This is a genomic window from Rhodococcus sp. USK13, from assembly GCF_018343855.1.
Classification (GTDB): domain Bacteria; phylum Actinomycetota; class Actinomycetes; order Mycobacteriales; family Mycobacteriaceae; genus Rhodococcus_F; species Rhodococcus_F oxybenzonivorans.
In genome coordinates, this window is sequence record NZ_CP069241.1 from 90,679 (window position 1) to 109,172 (window position 18,494).

Below are 18,494 nucleotides of genomic sequence, written 5' to 3' on the forward strand. Positions count from 1 at the left end.
GCGTACGAGATCATAAACCCACCCAGTACGAACAATACCGCATTGATTCCCATATTCGCGCCGGCCTGCCGCCATAAGAATATGTCCCCAGCGATCTGCAACACGTGGGGGCCAAAGGGAAACTATCCACTCCCCTATAATCTGAAGGTCCGTGGTCACTTCAACTTGCCAAGAAGAGTATGCAACTCATCGATTCGCACCGGGCTAAATTAGAGGGCGGTACATGGATTTCTTTGCTGCGGTATCAACGGCCACGTCACGCACGCGCGCCCGTTACCGACGGTCACCCGTGACGAACGAGTAATCGGCCGGGTCCGCGGAACGCGATGTTGGGGACGAACGGGTGCTGCTGACCGGGAACCAATCCGAGGTCCGGAACTCGGTCGAGGAGCGCGGTGAGCAGCACTCTTGCCTCCAACTTCGCGAGCGGAGCACCTAGGCAGAAATGCCGACCGAATCCGAAACCGAGGTGTCGTCCCGAGTCCCGCCGGTCCAGGTCGAATGCCGCAGCCTCGGTGAAGCGGGTGTCGTCATGACCGGTGGACCCCAGGTGAACCAACAGGTTCGATCCTGCCGGTATGTGCACGCCGCCTAGCACAACGTCCTCGGCCGTTTGGCGGCGCCAAGCCGCAATCGGCGGCTCGAGTCGCAAGGTTTCAGTGAAGGCGCGGTCAATCAGGTTGCGATTGCCCGCGACGCGCTCCCATCGCGACCTGTCCTCGAGCAGCAGGCGCAGCATCGACGCCAATGCGTTGGCCGTAGTCTCCTGTCCGGCGAAGATCAGGCCGAAGACTATGCCGGCGACCTCTTTCAACGACAATTGCGTCGGGTCGGCATGGTGCTGAGCCACGAGGCGTTGGGTGATGGTGTCCTCGCCACCGCCGACACGCGTCCGATTCACAAAATCGACGCAGTACTGCCAGTAATTGTTCAGGCCTTCAGCGACCCGCAATTGCTCGGCGGCTTCGGTGCGTCCGTAAAATAGTTGCAAACGATCCATGCACCATCCCTGTAACCGGAGGTCGTCCTCCGGGGGAAACCCGATGAGCCGAAATACCACGCGTGCCGGGAACGAGTAGGTTAGTCGCTCGACAAGGTCGAACTCCCCCGAAGCGGGGAGCGCGTCGATTGCATCGATCGCCGCGTCCCGCACAACGGGTTCGAGCGAGTCGAGCCTGTCGATGCTCAAATCCAGTGCGTTCTGGACGCAGGCCCGCAATCGGGCGTGCAGGTCACCGTCGCTTCCGGTCAACGCCGGTCCGGGCGCGAACCCAGATGCGGCGAAGTACTCCACTGTCTCCGGCGCGAACGGAAAGAGAGGTTGCTGCGCGTTGGCATTGGTGAATCGGACCGGGTCTCGTAGGACCTCCCGCACGTCGTCGTATCTGGTCACTAGCCACAGCCCGACCTCGGGGATTAGCACCACTGGCGCCTCTGCGCGTGCCACAGCGAGTGCCGGATAGGGGTCTGCGACATAGGTCGGGTCGAAGGGGTTGGAATAGGGGCAACCGGTGGTGGTCACAAGTGAACGCCTTTCGTTAGATCGGGGTCGAGGACTGAGAAGTGGTCGACGCCCGGAATTTCGTGCAGGGTGGCTGTGCATCCACGACGTTGGAGATGGCGGACCAGCGCGCGACTTTGACCACGGAACAGCTCGGTCTCATTGCTGCCGTGAATGACGCGATACCGGACAGCCGAATCAGGATCGAGGCCGAGCGGACCAAGCCTCTCGACCTCGATGTCGGTCAGCCGGACCACGTCCTGCAGAAAGGACCGTTGCACAGGATCGAGGTCATACAGACCGCTGATCAGTACCGCCTCAAGGATGGGGGTGCGTGTTCGTCCGATCGTTCTCCACGGGTCCGGGCAGCAGGCCATCATCGCGAGATGCGCGCCCGCAGAATGACCCAGCAAGCGGATCGGCGACTGCGGCCGGCGCTCAGCGATCTCAGCCAGCGCGGCAAGGATCTGCCCCACAATTTCCGTTAGCGTCACGTCCGGACACAGTGCGTAATTGATCGAGGCGACCGTTTGGCCCGCCTCCCGCCAAGGATCGAGAACGAAGAAGAAGTCATCAGCGCCGTAGGCGCGCCAGTACCCGCCGTGAATGAATACAGTCACCGGGTCCTGCGGGGACGCGCTCTCAGATTCTGCCTCGAGAATCCATTCGGCCGCCGAAAGACCGTAGGGGGTGCGAACAGCCGACCACTGGGCCACGGACCGAGCGCCGAGTGCCCGTAGCCGCTCTATCCTCCCGTTCATGTCGGTGACCGTCTTGCGTAAGTCGAGGGACCGGTCGATATCTGCTGTGGTCCAGTTGGAGTCGGTCATCGCATGAACCGTCCGCCGTTGATCGGCAGCACTTGACCGGTGATGAAGGCCGAGCTTTCGCTCAGAAGAAAATCGATCGCGCCGACACAGTCCGCGGTGTCCGCAAGTCGACCCATCGGGATACCGTTGGCGAAGGTGCTTGGGTCGAACCACGACTCGACGTCGCGGGTACCGGGTGCGGTGCTCCCACCAGTCACGAACGGGGTGTCCATCGCGGAGGGTGCGATGGCGTTGACACGCACCTCCGGTGCAAATTCGAGTGCTAGCGCACGGGTCAGACCGATCATCCCGGCCTTCGACGCGATGTAAGGTGCAAAACCCGCTACCGGACCGAATGCCATTGCCGACGACACCAGCACAATGGCACCCTGTCCTGCTCGAAGTAATTGCAGCGCTGAGGTGGAACATCGGAACGCACCGGCAAGATTGACGTCGAGAATCGATGCCCATTCGTCGTCGGTCACGTCCGGTGCGGGTCGAGGAGGTGACAGAGCGTAGCCGGAGAGATATACCAAGCCGTTCGCGGCGCCCCAACGACCGGTGAGATCCTCAACGGCAAGGTCAACATCACTGCGGCTCGTGACGTCTACCGAGTACCGGAGCACCTCGTCGGGCAGGGTCGCCCGATCCAGAGACACAGGAAGATCGAGCACCGCGACAGTTGCGCCGCGCGACACGGCCAAGTCGACGTAGGTCAACCCCACCGCGCCTGCGCCCCCGACCACGATGATGCGTTCGCCCTCCATCGTTTTTCCTCCGCTCGATCTCTCGCCGTCCGAGGTGGATCGGCAGTCGAATGCTAGGAGGCCATGATCAGCTTGTGAAGTGCATCGTTTAAATTGTGGATATTCATGTGGTTAATGACCCGCCGGTGTGGTAATTCGATCGAATCAGTCCGAATGCAGTTTCCGAAGCGTAACCGAGGACGTATAAATAGCATCATCGTCACACGTCAATAAATCAGGCGGCCGAACCGATAGATTCGCCAAACGTCACTTAATGCGCAATCGGCCCGTTACCATCCGCAAAATTTCTCGAGTTCTTGTCGAGAACTACACGTTGGTACACCGCAGCCTCGTCGCAGAAACGAAATACGTGACCCGATTTTCTTCAAACATCGAGACCACCGCAGGCAACCGGCGTTGCACGACCGGCGCTGCGGACTCCGTTGATGCTCTCGGTCGGCCCGCCCACGCCCGTCGACATCGTCGATCCTGCCCATCCCGATCCCGATCCCGATCCCGAAGGGTGACTACATGCCGAAAGCGCAGCGATGGTAGAACCACGCTGCCTCAGAGGAATCACCCTCGTGGGATGCGTCTTTGCTTTAGTATCAGGTCATGCACCACGTCGATCTTCGTAGTGTCGACCTCAATCTACTCGTAGTTCTCGACGTTGTCTTGCGAGAGCGCAGCATGACCCGCGCATCGCAGGCTCTGAATATGAGTCAGCCAGCAGTCAGTCACGCGATGTCGAGGGCCCGAGACATGTTCAGGGACCAATTATTGGTGCGCTCTGGCAACGAGATGGTACCCACTCGCAGGGCTATCGAACTCAGCAATGATTTGACCGACACGCTGCGTAGGATTCGAGAAATTGTAGACTCGGGAGAGAGATTTGAACCGTCTGAGTTCGACGGGACAATCAGCATCGCGGCCACGGAGGGGGCGACCATCGCTGTCCTCGGAGACGTTCTATCGAAGATCGCTACAGTCGCGCCGCGAATAAGAATCCGATTGTCCAACGATGTCGAGGATGCCTACGTACGGATGCGCAGCGGGGATATAGACATGCTTGTGGATACTGCACCATCCTCGCTCCCTGCCGACTTCCGTCAGCACTCGCTGCTCTCAAACGGACTGGTTTGCGTGACCTCCACCGCCGCTGGCAGAGGCGATTTGACACATAGAGACTACTCCGAACTTTCCCACGCAATAATATCAGGCGGAACAAACGACGATATTAGTCGCCAACTTCTCCTACGAGGGGTGAACCGTCGAGTGATGTGGGAATTTCCCGGCCTCATCTCGGCGGCAAGCATCGTGTCGTGTACGAACCTCGTGCTCACGGTCCCAGAAGCGCTCGGCTTGAAGGCTGAGCCGCTCTTTCCGTTGACAGTATTTCCGATGCCGATCTCAGTGCCTCCCGTGACGCTGACTCTGGTGTGGCATGCTCGCCATCAGGGTGACCGGGCTCAGTCGTGGCTGCGAGATCAAATCGTGGCGGGCATTATTCGCTGATTCAGATCGTCGGGATGGATTGAGCGCAATGCACGACGGCTATCTGACCCGTCGGCTGACCACCGAGCGTCAAAGCCCGAAGGGTCGCACTTCAATGGCTACAACGGGCGACACGTCCTCGTTCCAGCGGAAGCGGCAGACGGCCAAATTTGCTAAGAGTTTCTTTGAAATCTCCAGTGACTGATAGAAGAATGTGGGCCCACAATCGCCCACGGCAGTCCGCTCTGTTTGATCTCTCGACCTCCCGGGCACCACATTCTGACCCGGAGACATCCTGTTGCTGCGATTCGGCTGGTTCGATCACCACCGAAGCGTCGGTGGTCCCGAATGACGTGCGAATCTGGCCTGACTTGCACAGATTTAGTGTGCCAACACAGACTACGAGTGCGGGATGTCCAGTGCGGTGAGGATGCGGGCGGCGTCGGCGGTGAGTGGGTCGGCGGCGGTGTGGGGTTGGCCGGCGATGGTCAGGCTGATTTCTTGCAGGGGCCGGAGGGTTTTCACGATGCGCCCGATCGAGATCCCCCGGTCTCGGCTTGGAGGTAGCGGGCTACGGCGAGGGCCGTGAACACGACGGTGAGGTGGGCTTCGATCGCGTCTCGGGTGTGGTGGAACATCGGCCGCTCCCGTAGATCAGTTTTCGACATGCGGAACGACTGCTCGACGTGCCAGAGGTCGTGATATTTGCCGATGACCTCGCCCGGTGTCATCAGGGTGGCGGAGAGGTTGGCGGATGTAGCCCTTCAACCCGACCAGCGACCGGGCCCGATCGAGAGATGCGCTGTCGAGGGCGCGGCCGCCCGCGGTGGTCTTGACGAACCTCGTCGATTTCGGTGCTTTCGCCCGTCGACGACCTCGCGGGCCCGGGCTTCTTGGGCGTTCAGGGTTTGGTTGTCGCGGACGGCGCGGCGTTTCGAGTACTGCCACACGGCCCGCCACGACTTCAGATGTCCGGCTGCGTCCCAGACGGGTTCGGTGCGGTGACGGACATTGTTGACGGTGCTCTTCGCATGCCCCGGGGTGACGGTGTCGATGATCTGACCTTCGGTGAAAACATCACCTTCCAATGAAAATGGTTCGCTAGATCAGCGGGCGCCTTGGTAACACGGGAGCCGACGATGAACTTCAGGACAGCGTCGTCGAGGTCCTTGAGGTTGCCGGCCGACAGCATGCCGGCGTCCGCGGCGACGACCATCTCGACACCAGCGATGTCGTGCCGGGTCTGGAACTGCCGGATCATGGGCACGATCGTGTGGGTTTCGGCCTTGTTGCCCTCGAAACAGCCGATCTCGAGGGGGAATCCGGTCCGGTCGACGAGCAGGCCGACCACGATCTGTGGATCGACGCGACGTTCCTTCGAGTAGCCGACCTTGCGGAGGTCGTCTTCCTTCTCAGCCTCGAACTACAGGGTCGTCACGTCGTAGAGAATCAGTGACAGGCCCCCCGGTCGGCGCGGCATGCTCGAAGCATTTCGTGGCGACACGGTCCTGGTAATCGCCTGTAGTGCAACGCTTGAGTGCGTTGGCGTAGGTGTTGCGGTGGGCTGGGGTCAGGCCGATCTCGCCGACGACACGGGCGGTGTCGCTCATCGAGGTCGGCTCCACGAGTCGACCGAGGACCAACTGGAAGAACGCGTCGTCGTCAATCGCATCGAACCCTAACCTGCGCCATCCGGTCTCGATCACCTCGATCAGCCAGCGGGATCGTTTCCCCGCGATCACCGACCCGCGCTCACTACCGCCAAGGCCGAGGTCGAGTTCCTGCTGGCCGGCCTGCAACTTCTCCCGATCCGTCTGCGGCAGGGCCGCCAACTCGCCGTCCGTGTGTGCGGAGCCGAGGTGCTCGACGACTTTGTCGCGGCGGCCCTGCTTGACCGCGATCTGCACCGCCGTCGCCCCGGATGCAGTCCGAACTTTGCGAATGTACGCGCCACCTGCTAGATCCTACCGACCCGTTAGTGTGCCAAATCTCAAACCAGCAAGCTCTCTACCAGTGCAGACGCCACGTCGACCCTGGCAATCCTCTCCAACCTGTGCAAGTCAGGTGCGAATCTGGCAACAAACAGTCCCACACACGATCGCTAATCGGGTTGGTGGGTACGCCCCTGGAGAGCTGTGCTCGCGATCTGCCTGCTCACCGTCTCGCCACTACCCCTGGTGAATGGGGTCGGTTTGCCGGCGAATCCGCTGACCGCGCCCGGGTAAAGGTTTCACCTCCTTCGCGCTGGAAATTCCCGATGGTTGCGCTGGCACCCCGTCGATAGCGTCGTACACAGGTTGCACAACGTCTACGAGAGGAGGCTGCGATGACGGTGAACGACTGCAAGCTGCACTACTTCACACGGTCCGAATAGGAAGCGGCGTTCCTCCCATCGCTTCCCGAGCGAGCGCCGAGCAGGGTCCGAGAACATCGCCAGTGTGACACGCGAGGTCCTCGGGGTCCCTGCCGACCGTTCCATCGTCGACGTTCTCGACGAGGCCGGGGTCGAGTTCGACACCTCGTTTCAGGAGGGCATCTGCGGGACCTGCATCATGCAGGTCCTTGCCGAAAGACCCGACCATCGAGACAACGTCCTCTCCAAAGCCGAGCGCGAGTCCGGCACCGTCATGGCCGTGTGCGTCTCACGCAGCGCCGACGGCGGCAAGATCGTCCTCGAACACTACTGACTTTCACCGAATGTTTCGCGAACGGAGAACCGATGTCACACAGCGAGATCGATGTGATCGACACGCAGGTGTTCCGCACCGTCATGAGCCACTATCCCACCGGTGTGGTGATCGTTACCGGTATCGATCCTGCCGGCGACGTGCTGGCAATGGTGGTCGGAACGTTCTGTTCGGTATCACTCGACCCACCACTCGTGTCGTTCATGCCGATGAAGTCGTCGCGGACGTTCGAGCGGATGCAGCAGTGCACGTCGCTCTGCATTAACGTGATCGGTGACCGACAGGAGAACGTCGTCGTCGACGTCGCCCGCCGCTGGGAGAACAAGCTCGAGGGTATTGCGTGGTCACCGTCCCCGTCGGGGGCTCCGGTCCTCGACGATTCAGTGGCCTGGATCGACGTGCGCATCCGTGACACCGTCGACGCCGGCGACCACTGGATAGTGCTCTGCACCGTTCGTGACCTAGCGGTCACCAACCCGGTGTCCCCGCTCTTGTTCTTCCAGGGCGGCTACGGCAGTTTTGTATGCACGTCACTGATGGCAAGAATGGACCACGAAATCCTCCCGGCAATTCACGCCGCGCAGGCCGGCCGGTCGGCCCTCGAAGAAATGGCCATCGACATCGGGTGCGAGGTTCAGGTGTTCACTGTCGTCAGCCGCGACGAGATGGCGGAAGTTCTCTCGGTCACTGCACCCGACGTGGACCGGGCCAACGGTCTCTCACAACGGATTCCGATGGTCCCACCGGTCGGCGACACCTATGTAGCAGGCCTAAGTCACGATGAGCAGGAGAAGTGGCTCGCCGGCCTCCACGGCGCCGATGCCGCGACCCTGGACATGCACCGAGAACGGCTGCGCCACCTCGATCAACACGGGTACGCCGTGTCCTTCCTGCCTGCTGAGGGCGCCGCTGCCTACGCTCAGATGCGCCAAGCGACGAGGGAATACGAGAGTGGTCGCCTCACCCCCGCGCAGGAACGTGACATTCGCATGCGCATCGCGGCTTCCCTGATCGATCACCGAGTCCGCGAGATCCACGACGACGAGATCTACGACGTCGCGTCCCTCGTCTTCCCCGTCCGGAACGCGGCGGGTACTCACGAGTTGACGGTGCGGTTCTCGCAGCTGCCCACCCGGGTCCGCGGCTCCCGACTCACCACCTGGATCGACCAAGCAACCCATACTCTTCAGGAGCTCGCACGATGACAGACCGTTCCACACTGGCCGCGCTCGCTGCCCGACTCGATGTTCTGGAGTCGGAGGCGGAGATCCGCCGCATTCAGTCCCGCTACATGTTCCTCTGCGACACCCCGTGTCCCGAATTCGCTGTCCGCGACGATGCCGACCGTGTCGACGCTGTCCTGGACCTGTACACCGATGACGCGATCTGGGAGGGAGTCGGAGATTACTACGCCGATCAGTTCGGTGCCGTCCAGGGCACCGCGGCGTTGCGAGCGCATTTCGAACGGTTCTGGGGGACACGAACGAACCCTCGACTCGTCCTGAACGCGCACTATCTGACATCCGAACAGATCCATGTCGACGGTGACAACGCATCCGGTCAGTGGATCCATATGCAGCCGTGGCTTTTCGCGGACGGCACCGGTGTTCTGCGGTCGAGCAGACTGAACAACCGTTTCCGCCGAGACGATGGCATCTGGCGCGTGTCCCGCACCCGTACCGAGAATGTCTTCGTGGCCACTCTGCCGACCAATTTCGCCGATAGTTACGCCCGGACGACGGTCCTGATGGACGAGTGACCACCCGGCTCACGGTGTCGCCCCGGTCTCCAGTGGAGATCGGGGCGACACCGTGTTCAGGGGTCCTCAGAGGAGGACGGACACCGTTTTCAGCTCGGTGTCCGCGAGGATGCCGTCGTATCCGAGCTCACGGCCGATGCCGCTGCTCTTGAGTCCGCCCCACGGTAGTTGAGGCGCCAGCGGCGACCAGCAATTGACGCCGACAGCACCGGCCTGCAGGCGGTTGGACACTGCGTGGGCTCTACCCACATCGCGAGTCCATACGCTCGCACTCAATCCGTACCTCGTGTCGTTGGCCAGTTCTATCGCGGAGTCCTCGTCGTCGAAGGGGACGACGGTCGCAACCGGTCCGAAGATCTCCTCGCGAGCGATGGTCAGGTCGTTCGTGCCGACGAAGACGGTGGGTTGCACGTAGAAGCCCGGATCGACAGTCTCTCCACCGGTCACCAGGCGTGCACCTTCGGCGCGGCCCTTTTGCACGTAACCCATGACCCGCTCGCGCTGCCGGGCGCTGATCAAGGGACCCATCGTCGTCGCAGGGTCCAGCGGATCCCCGAGCATCAGTGACCGTGCGGCACTCTGCATGCCGTCGAGGACGTCGTCCACTATCGACCGGTGGACGAGGATTCGCGATCCAGCGGCGCACGACTGGCCCTGGTTGACGAAGATGCCCATTGCCACGCCTTGGGTGGCGGCGGCGAGATCGCAGTCCTCGAAGACGATCTGGGGTGCCTTCCCGCCGAGCTCCAGGGTCGTTCGTGTCATGGTGTCGGCCGAGTGGCGCAGAATTCGTTGTCCGACTGCCGTCGACCCGGTGAAACTGACCTTGTCCACTCCGGGATGGGTCACCAACGCCTCCCCGGTCACGGACCCCGGCCCCGTCAGTATCTGGACGACACCCGGCGGGAAGCCGGCCTCGGCCACGAGGGACGCTAGGTGCAGAATGGCCAGGGAGGCGTCTTCGGCCGGTTTGACGATCATGGTGTTCCCGGTCGCCAGCGCAGGCCCGAGCTTCCATCCCAGAATCATCAACGGGGAATTCCACGGCACGATCGCGGCGATGACGCCGATCGGTTCCCGTCGCGAGTAGGAGTGCAGTGGCCGCCCCATGGACCCGTCGTTGGCAATGGACTCGCCGTTGATCTTGTCCGCCCACCCTGCGTAGTACCGCAGCGTCGAAATCAGGTTCGGTACGAACAGCATCCGTGCAACGGTGATCGGTGCGCCCATGTCCGATGCCTCCAACGCGGCCAGCACATCTTGGTCTCTCTCCACCAAATCGGCCAGCCGGAACAGCAGGACGCCTTTGCCCGACGGAGGTGTCGCCGCCCAAGCACCGCGCAGAGCGGCCCGCGCCGCGCCAACGGCACGGTCCACGTCTGCGGCGTCCGCACTCTGCAATCGGGTGATCGTGTCACCGCTCGACGGGTTGATCGCGGGAAACTCGTCACCGTGGCCGGCGACCCATTCACCGTCGAGGAAGAGCTGGCGCGGAGCGTCCGAGATAGTCGTCACAGTGTATTTTCCTTAACATTGTTGGAGACGGTTCGACGAAGGCCGGCGGTCGCCGACCCGCTCGATGGCGTGGGAATGGACCCGATCAACCCAGGCCCGATGCGGTGAGGGAATTGAAGTCGTTGGCCTGCAGCAACTCCTGGAGCTGTCGCCGACGCACCCCAATGTTGCTGCCCTCGATGAGGGTAAGCGACAGGGTGTCGTGCAATAGACCAATCAGCGGATGCGCGTTGTCGTACGCTTCCACGCCGACAACCTTAATCATCGAATTGACGACGTCGAGTGCCATTTCCGATCCGAAGATCTTCGCGTGCAATGCCAACTCCGGTCCGGCGGGCGATTGCGCCACCACCGCATCGAGCGCCCGCCAACCCAGCAGACGGGTTGCCTCGATCTTGCCCTTGGCGTCCGACAGCAGGTCGGCGACTGCCTGATGCTCGATAATCCGAACCGCGCCGCCGCGCTTCTCCCGGCAGGCGAAGTCGTGCGCGATGTCGAAAGCACGACGCATGAATGCGGTCGCGGTGATGGCTATGGACGCACCGCTTCCGAAGAAGGCGTTGCGACACAACTGCACGCCGTCGCCCTCCGCACCGATCAAGTTGTCCTTGGGGACGCGGACGTTCTCGAGCAGGACACGCGTGGTCAGACAGCCACGGAGGCCAGGCAGGTCGTAGACGTGATCGACGGTCAAACCGTTTGCCAGGTGCTCACGCTCGGCTGCGATGAGCGAGACCCCGCCCGGGGTTCGACACACGATCGTCATGACATCGGGTCCCTTTCCGTCCCACCCGGAGAGGTGCGACGACCACGCCTTGGCGCCGTTAATCACCCATTCGTCACCGTCGAGGTACGCCGTGGTCCGGGTGCCCTCGGCGGGCGGTGGTGCGTCGAAATTGGCGCTCCCGCCGGGCTCGCTGTAGGCCATCGCGGCGAGCGGGGCGCCGGAATCGGCCAGGAAGGGTGCGGTGAATCGTTGGATCTGATCGGGGGTCCCCGCCTCGAACACGGGCGCCAGAGCGATCACCGGACCCGCCATGGAGATCAGGAAATCCGGTGCCACACAGCAGAGTTCTTCGATCGCGGCGGCGAGTCCCGCCCCGCTGACAGCGCGTCCCCCGAACGGAGCGGGAATGAACTCCTTCAAGAGCCCCGCGGCGACAGCCTTCTCCATGTACGGACGGGCGAGCATTGCACGCTTCTCGGGATCGGGCTCCGAGGCGAAGGCCGCTGCAAGGGGCGTAAGGTGTTCGACGGCGAATGTGCGCGCGAATTTCGCCAAGTGCAGCTGCTCGTCGGTGAGGGTGAACTGTGCGTTCATCTGATACTCGTTTCGTCAATCGGGTGACGCCGCCACGGGCCGTGTCGTGTTCGGCGCCGACGGCTTCGCATGTCGATCGGGAGCCTAGGGGGCCGGCGGCGGGACGGTGCTCGTCGTAGGCGAATGCACAAATATGGGGGGTTTTTGCACAGCCTTCGACGGGGGCCTGGCTCCACGCCCGTCAAGACGGGCTTCGGGCCGTTCGTTGGTATTCGCTGGGGGTGGATCCGAACTCACGGCGAAACGCGCGCGAGAAGGAGGCGGCGTTGTCGAATCCGAACTCCGCAGCGGTGGCAGCGATGCTACGGGTCGGCGACGTCGTGAGCGCTGCCGCGCACCGGACCAACCGCTCGTGGCGGACGTGGGCCGCGAACGTTGTCCCCGAGGCACTGAAAAGCTTTTGCAGTGACCGTTCCGAGATGCCGAAGTACGCGCAGACCGATGCCGCAGACAGGGAGCCGTCACGCGAACGACTGGCTACGTAGGTTTCGACTGCACGGCGCAGGGCGGCGGGATCCGTGACGATGTCCGCAGCCGACCCACTCGGCATGCTGGCACTAACTGTTGCCGCAAATGCTCTCTCCCACAGCGTGTCCTGGACGTCACCCCTACGCGGGGGGCCGTCGTCCGCGATAGCTGGATCATCGGCGGCCATCTCCCACACCTGCCGCATCATTGCACTGACTACTCGGCCGATACCGTCTCTGGTGTCGAGGACGGCACCCACGCCGGGTACCTCGATCTCCGACGGGTCGACGTCCGGCGACCGGCGGAGTTGAAAGGAGACGATCTTGAAGTCGGCCGGGCAGATGAACCGATACGGTGCGCGGGTATCCACCACGGTGAGCTGACCGGGTCGGACTCGAATTCGTCGGCCCGGGTGTTCGACCAGCGACTCTCCAGTCAGCTGGAGATTGACGTAGTAGTAGTCACCGACTGTTCGTCGGACCTCGGCTATTCCGTGTCGGACGTTCTGGGGGCGCGACGACAACACGCTGCACGTCAGCCCACCGACCGACCGCTGTTCCACCCGCGAGGTGAAGCCCACTCTGGAGTCGGGAGTAGGTACCGTCGACAAAGGCACGAACGCCCGCGCGACGATGTCGCACCAGCGATCGAACTGCTCGTCGACGGGCGCATCCGTGACATCCCAGACCGGCACCGTGGACCTCCTTTGTTGCGCTACGCGGTCGTTCTGCCGACTGTACGCCCTCCGAACTGCACAAACTGGACAGCCAGAGCAAAGGTTCCTTTACTTGCCAACAGCCGCACACCAGGGGCAAACAGATCAGTACAGGGTGACTCCGATGTCGTTGGCGGTTGCAGTACAGGAGTGGCCAGACTTGGATTCCGATCAGGCTCCGTCGCCCAGCAGCAGGCCGGGCACGCGCCCGAGATCGCCCCGCCAGGAACTGCCATAGCGATCGCCGCTCACGAGCAACTGCCCGTCAACGCGCGACGGACCAGGTTTGACAGGTCGTGGCATCTCTGTACTTGTTGGTACACTATGTACTGGTCAGTACATAGTGTATCCTTTGGTACAGTTTTTGCCCTCGAAAGGAGCCCTTCATGTCTCGTCCTCCGCTTCCGCCGTTCACCGAGACCACCGCGAGCCAGAAGGTCCGCGCCGCCGAAGACGCGTGGAACACGCGTGACCCCGAGCGCATCTCCCTCGCGTACAGCGAGGACAGCTGGTGGCGTAACCGCTCGACCTTCGTCCAGGGCCGCGCCGCGATCGTCGAGTTCCTCACAGGCAAGTGGGACCGCGAGCTCGACTACCGGCTCATCAAGGAGCTGTGGGCATACACCGGCGACGTCATCGCTGTGCGCTTTGCCTACGAGTATCGTGATGTCACCGGTCATTGGTTCCGCGCGTACGGTAACGAAAACTGGCGCTTCGACAAGGACGGCCTGATGACCCACCGCCACGCGAGCATCAACGACGTCGCGATCACGGAGCCCGACCGAAAGTTCTTCTGGGACGCCTCCGGCTCCCGTCCGGCCGACCACCCCGGCTTGAGCGACCTCGGACTGTAATGGCCCGAACCGTCCTCGACCGCTCGGATGCGGTCCGCGCCCTGGCCGGAGTCTTCCGCAAGCGAGGCTTCGAAGGCAGCTCTCTGTCGGTCATCCAACAGGAGACCGGACTCGGTCGCGGTAGCCTCTACCACTTTTTCCCCGACGGGAAAATAGACATGGCCCGCGCCGTCCTCGACCAGGTAGGCGAGTGGTTCGAGGAACGGGTCTTCGCACCCCTGCGCACGGCCGAGAACACAGCGAAAGCGGTCGAGGCGATGTCACAGGAGGTAGCCGACTACTTCATGTCCCACGAAAGCGTGTGCCTGTTCGCGGCAATCACGTTAGGCCAGGGGAAGGAGACCTTTGCCGAGGCGGTCCGGAGCTACTTCACTGACTGGATCGACGCCCTCGCGGAAGCGTTGCGGCGCGGCGGGCTCGCCAACCAAGAGGCGGCCGACCGCGCCCTGGACGCGGTCGCGACGATCCAGGGCGGGCTGATCTTGGCCCGTGCCTACGGCGACTACGCGACCTTCCTGCGGATCGTCGACCGCACCCAGCAGCACCTGCTCGCACCCGTTCCCTGATCGGGCTCACGCGGTAGACCCGCGCCGACGTCGCTCGGTTGCCGGACTGGCCCCGTCTCATCACGCACAACGTTCGTGCCCTGTGACTATCTCGTCCAATCCGCTACGCCTCAGACACACTCAGCATCAGTCCAACGGGTCGTGTGCCAGACCGCCGTCGGCGACTCCGGTGGGAGCCGCGCAAAGTGTCGCTGTGCCTCCTCATCGATGGCCTGTGCGAAGAACAATTGTCGCGAGACCCTCGATGGGTGAGGGTCGGCCGGGCGAGTGGGGTCGGTGGGGCGCTCGATCGGCTCCGGCGCAAAGGTGGTCTTAGGAACCACCGGCGCGAGCAGCACCAGCGCGGCCGTCTCGGCCGGATGCCCGCGTCGCACAGGTGAGGGAGGCAAGTCCGCCATTCTGTGCCCGATGAGGATCGGCCGGCTGTCCGCCTCCCGGGTCACGGCTGCGCAGACCGTGCCTACGTCCTCACAGGCCGCCGTCAGGATGTCGCAGCAGATCCATGTCTGCTCAGGCAGGGCCGCGGAGTCACCGTGGTTCAGTCGAGCGCAATGGTCCGCCAGCGGCGTCGGCCGAGAAGAGGCGCTGCACTGGCTTCCAACACCAGGCGCCGTGATGGCCCCATGCACCATGACGACAGGAGGACGGTCAGTCGGGGCCGGCCCCAGCTCGGTCACGGCGATGTCGCCGAGCTTCCGGTAGTCGACATCGGGAATGGGTGAGGACATGACCGCAACGTAGGGCACGCCGCGAACGACACAGGGTCACCCGAACGACGCAACTTTAGGCTGCTAGACCGCGCCGCGAAAGTACACGTCCAGGTGACGGAGCCGGAACTTGAAACCGCCTACGCTACGTGGGGTCAGACCGCCGACCATCTGGGGGAGCCCGTGCACGACCAACGCCTGCGAGCCGAGACTCCTGAGCCGCCGGACGCGATGGACGAGGTCGCCTACGTCGAGGACCTCGTCCGCCGACGCGGGTACGCACTGATGTACCACCGCGTCCTGGCCAAGCACGACCTCCCCGTGCTGCGCGCCGCGGACGGTCTGGTCTCGGCCGCCTACCTCGAGCACCGGAGCTTGGACCGCAAGACCAAGGAACTGTTGTTCGTCCTAAGCCTGACCGTTCTGCGGGGCGACCCAGCGCACATCGCGAGCCATGTGCGCGTGGCCCTCGAGGTCGGCGCGACCCCCACCGAGATCCTGGAAGCCATCGAGATCGCGCTGCCGGAGGCAGGCGTCGTCGCCTTCCAGCACGGGTTCGACGTCTGGCGCGAGGTCGTCGGTGCCGAGGGCGTGGTCCTCCCGTCCGAGGCAGAGACGGGAGCGAAGTAATCCCGGACGAGGCCGCGATCGAACGCCGGAGGATGCCACACACTCCTGACCGGAGTTGTTAGGCCATAACGGAAGTTCTGTACACGACGAGAGTCCCTGGGACAGTTAGCAGATGAGCCCGTCGTCAACTCATCCTAGCCGTGCATGGCTGGAAGAACGTGCTGAGCGCGGCGGCCCGCGCCGCAGGAGCCGCACCGATCTACGCCGGCCAACCCGGTTACAGCCGCAAACTCGACCGCGACGGCGACGGCGTCGCGGTCGAGTTTGCAGCGCTATCTGGACACGGTGGATCGTCGGCTGAGAGGTTTCAAGGTGGCATGCGAGAGTTTATGGATGTATTTGGTCCGCCGATCGCGCTCCTGACACTCATCCTTCTTGTCTGCGGCCCCCGATCGCAGGGGGAATGTGGCTGGTAGACAGAACGTTTTTAGACACTCTGGATCACCCGAAACGCCCTGTGTGACAACCCTTACGAGAACCAGTTGCAGGCCATCCCCGAACGACTCGCGAGAACGCCCCTCCAAGAGAACCCCGGCAGTCCAGATTCCTACAACACAGGAACAACCGCGTCGAGTACCGGGGGTTCTGCATACCGACAGGTGCCCTGGCGTTTAGATCGGCTACGCCGGAACCTCACGCCGGGTGATGCTGAGGCCCGTCAGTACCTTCGGCACGCCAGCTACAGGTCGACGCGACAGCGATGGCTTCGAATCTGGACCTGACATCGATCTTTCTGTAGATCTTCGACAGATGGAAACCCGACGCAGGCCGAGTCCGCTTCTTCGGTCGCCGCCCGAGGGTAGAGCGGGAACAGCTTGGAGACCACCATGAGTAGAACACGCACGTGGCGCTCCGTAATCGTCGCGGCGATGCTGTTGCCCTTCGGCGTGGCCTGCGGCGCAGGAAGTTCGGAGAACGCGATGTCGGTCATGGTCGACGTCGGGTACCTCCCCAAACACGCCCCCTTCTTCGCCGCCGTCGATCGCGGGTTCTTCGGCGAGGAGGGACTCGATGTCACCATCATGCCCGGCTCCGGTTCGAACAATACCGTCGCTGCGGTGAAAACCGGAAAGGTGGATGCCGGTTGGGCCGACTTCGGTGTCACCGTCCTAAATCAGGGCCGCGGCGCTCAGTTCACGCAGGTCAACCTGTTACAGGCACGATCCGCATATGCGGTAGTCGCGATGTCCGACGGAAACATCCATGACTGGGACGACCTCAAAGGCAAACCCGTCGCCACCGAAGGTGCCGACGCCATGACATCTATGTGGCCCTACGCCCTGAGCAAGTTAGGACTGACCGAGCAAGACGTCGATGTCGTCCACGCCGCCAGCAGCGCCAAGATCCCCGGTCTGCCCTCGAAGCAGTGGGATGCCAACCTGGCGCTATCGGTATCGGATGCTCCCGCGATCGACGCGCTCGGCAAGGTGCCGGTGGTGCTGAAGTGGTCCGAATTCGGCATCGACTTATACGGCAACGGCATCATCTTTCCAACGAACAGCTGAGGAGCCATCCCGACCGGGTCAAGCGATTCAATCGGGCGATGCAACGTGCCTACCTGTGGTCGTGTGAGCACCCGCAGGAAGCCGCCGACTCCTTCCACAAGGAGGTCCAAGGATATGAGACCAGCACCGTGGTGCTCGCACTGGAAGAACAGTGTGCTCTCAACCAGCGCGTCGGTGAAGAGGATGTGCCATTCGGTCACATGAACGATGCCGGGGTACAGCAGATGATCGATGTCTCGCGCGAGTTCCTTGGCCTCGACCCGAATACCACACTGAATCCCACCCAGATCTACAGCAACGACTACCTCGAGCCTCTTTCCAGTGACGACATCGCCGCACCTTGACCCCCACTCGCCCCGGAGCCAGTAATCAACAGTCACAAAGCAATCCGTGTCAACAATGTCGGGGTCTCGTTCCGGTCCCGTGACGGCGACACCAACACCGTCCTACGGGGCGTGGATTTCGACGTCGAGCACGGCCAGTTCGTGTCCATCGTCGGTCAGTCCGGTAGCGGTAAGACAACGCTACTCAAGACGATTTCAGGACTGCAGCCTGCCACCGAAGGCGAAGTGCTCATCAAGGGCGCACCCATCGCCGCGGGGCTGGAGGACATCGGCATGGTGTTCCAAAGCCCCGTCCTTCTGCCCTGGCGTCACAACCTGGACAACGTGTTGCTGCCTCTAGAATTTCACGGCACCCGCGACGCGAAAGCCAAAGACAAAGCCAAGCAACTCCTAGCGATGGTCGGGCTGGATGGCAAGGCGAAACGGTATTCCTACGAGCTCGCCGGCGGCATGCAGCAACGTGTCGCCATCTGCCGGGCTCTGGTCTCCGACCCGGAATTGCTGCTCATGGATGAACCGTTCGGGGCCCTCGACGCAATGATCCGCGACAGCATGAACTTCGAGATCCAGCGGATCTTGCGGCAAGCGGGATGCAGCGTCGTATTCGTCACGCACAGCATCTCCGAAGCTGTCTGGCTCAGGGACCGGGTCGTCGTGGTCGGCGGACGCCCCGGACACATCGTCGGCGGCATCGCCATCGACCTGCCCCGCCCGCGGGACAAAACGCACCGCTACTCCACCGAGTTCGCCAGCTACGTCATCGAAGTCGAATCACACATCGGAGTCACAACCGGAATCAGCTGACCGACAAGACTCCGACCACCTTCGCCTCAACGACAGGAACGCCATGCTGCATCTCATCTATCCGCAGAC

The 18,494-nt window shown here is 62.7% G+C and carries 15 protein-coding genes and 3 pseudogenes; 10 read left to right on the forward strand and 8 right to left on the reverse strand.

The genetic code is table 11. The features are described 5' to 3' along the window. Nucleotides 1–283: 283 nt before the first annotated feature. The 3 genes from JQT59_RS00405 to JQT59_RS00415 are packed head-to-tail and all read right to left on the reverse strand — an operon-like array spanning nucleotide 284 to nucleotide 3,077. On the reverse strand, nucleotides 284–1,522 hold the full coding sequence (locus JQT59_RS00405; RefSeq protein WP_213571073.1) for a cytochrome P450: 1,239 nt from the start codon (nucleotides 1,520–1,522) through the stop codon (nucleotides 284–286). After that, on the reverse strand, nucleotides 1,519–2,331 hold the full coding sequence (locus tag JQT59_RS00410; RefSeq protein WP_213571075.1) for an alpha/beta hydrolase: 813 nt from the start codon (nucleotides 2,329–2,331) through the stop codon (nucleotides 1,519–1,521). The genes JQT59_RS00405 and JQT59_RS00410 overlap by 4 nt, the downstream gene beginning before the upstream one ends. Then, nucleotides 2,328–3,077: an SDR family NAD(P)-dependent oxidoreductase gene (locus tag JQT59_RS00415; protein ID WP_213571077.1), complete on the reverse strand. Its 750-nt coding sequence runs from the start codon at nucleotides 3,075–3,077 to the stop codon at nucleotides 2,328–2,330. The genes JQT59_RS00410 and JQT59_RS00415 overlap by 4 nt, the downstream gene beginning before the upstream one ends. Nucleotides 3,078–3,671: 594 nt before the next feature. On the opposite strand from JQT59_RS00415, the gene JQT59_RS00420 reads away from it, so the two are divergent. Further along, nucleotides 3,672–4,571, forward strand: a complete 900-nt coding sequence (locus JQT59_RS00420; RefSeq protein ID WP_213571079.1) for a LysR family transcriptional regulator — start codon at nucleotides 3,672–3,674, stop codon at nucleotides 4,569–4,571. Between the two features lie 378 nt (nucleotides 4,572–4,949). Here JQT59_RS00420 and JQT59_RS00425 read toward each other — a convergent pair. Next, a pseudogene (locus JQT59_RS00425) lies at nucleotides 4,950–6,493 on the reverse strand (IS1634 family transposase). A gap of 495 nt (nucleotides 6,494–6,988) precedes the next feature. Here JQT59_RS00425 and JQT59_RS00430 point away from each other — a divergent pair. Genes JQT59_RS00430 through JQT59_RS00440 form a run of 3 tightly spaced genes read left to right on the forward strand, consistent with a single transcriptional unit; the run spans nucleotide 6,989 to nucleotide 8,996 of the window. Continuing rightward, nucleotides 6,989–7,237: a 2Fe-2S iron-sulfur cluster-binding protein gene (locus JQT59_RS00430; RefSeq protein ID WP_502939681.1), complete on the forward strand. Its 249-nt coding sequence runs from the start codon at nucleotides 6,989–6,991 to the stop codon at nucleotides 7,235–7,237. A 32-nt stretch (nucleotides 7,238–7,269) separates the two neighbouring features. Next, nucleotides 7,270–8,442: a flavin reductase family protein gene (locus JQT59_RS00435; RefSeq protein WP_213571081.1), complete on the forward strand. Its 1,173-nt coding sequence runs from the start codon at nucleotides 7,270–7,272 to the stop codon at nucleotides 8,440–8,442. Beyond that, entirely contained in the window at nucleotides 8,439–8,996 is a 558-nt protein-coding gene (locus tag JQT59_RS00440) for a nuclear transport factor 2 family protein (RefSeq protein WP_213571083.1), read from the forward strand. Before JQT59_RS00435 ends, JQT59_RS00440 begins: the two co-directional genes overlap by 4 nt. A 66-nt stretch (nucleotides 8,997–9,062) precedes the next feature. Here the strand turns inward: JQT59_RS00440 and JQT59_RS00445 are convergent, their stop codons facing one another. From JQT59_RS00445 to JQT59_RS00455, 3 genes are all read right to left on the reverse strand, one after another. Continuing rightward, nucleotides 9,063–10,511 carry an aldehyde dehydrogenase family protein gene (locus JQT59_RS00445; RefSeq protein ID WP_213571085.1) on the reverse strand — a complete coding sequence of 483 codons (1,449 nt, stop codon included), beginning with the start codon at nucleotides 10,509–10,511 and terminating at the stop codon, nucleotides 9,063–9,065. A gap of 85 nt (nucleotides 10,512–10,596) precedes the next feature. Further along, nucleotides 10,597–11,832: an acyl-CoA dehydrogenase family protein gene (locus tag JQT59_RS00450; protein WP_213571087.1), complete on the reverse strand. Its 1,236-nt coding sequence runs from the start codon at nucleotides 11,830–11,832 to the stop codon at nucleotides 10,597–10,599. A gap of 181 nt (nucleotides 11,833–12,013) precedes the next feature. Next, on the reverse strand, nucleotides 12,014–12,994 hold the full coding sequence (locus tag JQT59_RS00455; RefSeq protein ID WP_213571089.1) for a helix-turn-helix domain-containing protein: 981 nt from the start codon (nucleotides 12,992–12,994) through the stop codon (nucleotides 12,014–12,016). 407 nt (nucleotides 12,995–13,401) lie between these two features. Between JQT59_RS00455 and JQT59_RS00460 the strand changes: the two genes are divergently transcribed. Together JQT59_RS00460 and JQT59_RS00465 are read left to right on the forward strand one after the other, a co-directional pair. Next, nucleotides 13,402–13,869, forward strand: coding sequence for a nuclear transport factor 2 family protein (locus tag JQT59_RS00460; protein WP_213571091.1), 468 nt, complete (start codon nucleotides 13,402–13,404; stop codon nucleotides 13,867–13,869). After that, nucleotides 13,869–14,435 (forward strand): TetR/AcrR family transcriptional regulator, encoded by a 567-nt coding sequence (locus JQT59_RS00465; RefSeq protein WP_213571093.1) that lies wholly within the window; start codon nucleotides 13,869–13,871, stop codon nucleotides 14,433–14,435. Before JQT59_RS00460 ends, JQT59_RS00465 begins: the two co-directional genes overlap by 1 nt. Before the next feature lie 110 nt (nucleotides 14,436–14,545). Here the strand turns inward: JQT59_RS00465 and JQT59_RS00470 are convergent, their stop codons facing one another. Further along, nucleotides 14,546–15,163: an alpha/beta fold hydrolase gene (locus JQT59_RS00470; RefSeq protein ID WP_213571095.1), complete on the reverse strand. Its 618-nt coding sequence runs from the start codon at nucleotides 15,161–15,163 to the stop codon at nucleotides 14,546–14,548. A gap of 93 nt (nucleotides 15,164–15,256) precedes the next feature. Between JQT59_RS00470 and JQT59_RS00475 the strand changes: the two genes are divergently transcribed. The 4 genes and pseudogenes from JQT59_RS00475 (at nucleotide 15,257) to JQT59_RS00490 (ending at nucleotide 18,425) form a co-directional block, all read left to right on the forward strand. Further along, nucleotides 15,257–15,772 (forward strand): carboxymuconolactone decarboxylase family protein, encoded by a 516-nt coding sequence (locus JQT59_RS00475; RefSeq protein ID WP_502939682.1) that lies wholly within the window; start codon nucleotides 15,257–15,259, stop codon nucleotides 15,770–15,772. Between the two features lie 170 nt (nucleotides 15,773–15,942). Next, nucleotides 15,943–16,035: pseudogene (locus JQT59_RS37900) on the forward strand (excalibur calcium-binding domain-containing protein); the annotation flags it as partial. A gap of 564 nt (nucleotides 16,036–16,599) precedes the next feature. Then, nucleotides 16,600–17,621 (forward strand): annotated as a pseudogene (locus JQT59_RS00485) (ABC transporter substrate-binding protein). Between the two features lie 24 nt (nucleotides 17,622–17,645). Further along, on the forward strand, nucleotides 17,646–18,425 hold the full coding sequence (locus tag JQT59_RS00490; RefSeq protein ID WP_213571541.1) for an ABC transporter ATP-binding protein: 780 nt from the start codon (nucleotides 17,646–17,648) through the stop codon (nucleotides 18,423–18,425). Nucleotides 18,426–18,494: the final 69 nt, after the last annotated feature.